The sequence below is a fragment of the Bacillus sp. AFS073361 genome (assembly GCF_002567005.1).
GTDB lineage: Bacteria > Bacillota > Bacilli > Bacillales > Cytobacillaceae > Neobacillus.
Map to the genome: position 1 here is coordinate 1 of NZ_NUZU01000023.1, position 1,691 is coordinate 1,691.

The following is a 1,691-nucleotide window of genomic DNA, read 5'->3' on the forward strand; positions in this document are numbered from 1 at the left end:
GAGGCCACTGCAATAAGGGTAAAAAACTTCTTTGTATTATTAAAAAAGCGCCTAAATTTATGTCTTACATAAATCTAGGCGCTTTTTTCGATAAAATTGAGATTTCACCCCTTCTTTTACTGAGAAAAGGCATCCTTAAGCTTTATCATCCTTTTAACATTTACAACAAAGGCAGTTAAAAATGCCTGTATTCGCATACCAAATTGACCACGGTATTTTGCCCTGGTCATCCGGTGTGCATTCTTCAATTCAGCGTTTTTATGCTCAATAATGGATCGAACTCCTTTTCTTTGAAGATATTCATCAGATTCTAGATAAGCCATTTGTTGTTTATGCTCTTCAGATTTAATACTAATAGAATATGTTTTTTCTTTCGTATTGTTATAGCATCCTTCTCTTAAAGGACATTGTTTACAAATGTCAGTATCAAAGTAAAAGGTAAGGCATGGATTATTAGCTGTCCCTGTTCTTCCAGTTTTAGCTTTTCTAATACTCATATGCCCGGCAGGGCATATAACCTCATCATTTTCTTTGTCATATTGAAATTTATCTTCTTCGCGTGTTCCATACACAGCTGGACTTAAGGGTATAGAAGCTTTTATCTCTTCTGATTGGAGAAAGGTTAAATTGTCCTTTCTAGAATATGCTGTATCTGCAAGTACTTCATCAATCGATATTTGTAGTTCTGTTGATTTGTTCACCAAGGTTTGTAGCTGTTTTCCATCGTCTTCATTTCCAGGGGTTACATGAATTGCTGTGATAATTTCTTCTTCCGTCATAGCTATGTGGTTTTTATATCCATAAAAAGTTCTCGACTTAGATTTTCTTCCAAAACGTGCATCAGGGTCAACGGCAGATGCAATCCCTTTATGAGATAAAAGTCTCTCATCTTCAATAATTTGCTTTACGATGTTTATTTTATCGAGCAAGCTACCTTCGGCATCAGGAAGTTTTTCTTCTAGTAGATCCTTTAGCTCAGCTAAATATTGCAAAAGTTGTATCGCTTTTTCTTTATCTGTTCCCTCTAATTTTGGATATGTGGGAATCATTTTATAAAGATTGGAATACTGTTTCTTCAACCCTTTTAATAGACGGTTTGCTGCTTTTTTCAGAACATCTAACGGCTTATCCTTAGCTGCATTAGCTAGAGTATGAGTTGAATCAATTATCAGAGCCTTGGACTGAATTAATCCATTTTCTACACATTGTTTTACAATATGCTCTAAAACCCTTTCAACACGGTTGGCTCCAAGTCTATGTACACGGAATCGGCTTAATTGTGAAGAATCTGGCAAGGAATCCTCTGGATTTAATCCTAAGAACCACTTATATGCTAAATTGTATTGCGAATCCTCAATCACTCTTTCATCCGATAAATTGTACAGAAATTGAAGAAAAAGGAGACGGAACAACAATTCAGGCTCATTAGCAGGTCTACCGTAATATACACAATACGAATCTTTAACCAAATCATTAATAAAGGAAAAGTCTACCACTTCATGAACTCGTCTTAAAATATGATCCGCTGGCACAAAAGAATATAGTTCTGAATGAAAGGAAAGGCTTGATTGATTATGATTAAGTAACATTACATAAACTCCAATACAGGTAATTAATTTATCTTTATTTTAACAAAAAAACGCCCCGAAGGGCGTTTCTTGTAAAAAATGTAAGTGTTTTGCAGTGTCCTC

At 35.0% G+C, this 1,691-nt stretch carries 1 protein-coding gene; it reads right to left on the reverse strand.

What is annotated here, in order from left to right:
* Nucleotides 1-116: 116 nt before the first annotated feature.
* Nucleotides 117-1,589, reverse strand: a complete 1,473-nt coding sequence (locus tag COJ96_RS12035; protein ID WP_142332993.1) for an IS1182 family transposase — start codon at nt 1,587-1,589, stop codon at nt 117-119.
* Nucleotides 1,590-1,691: the final 102 nt, after the last annotated feature.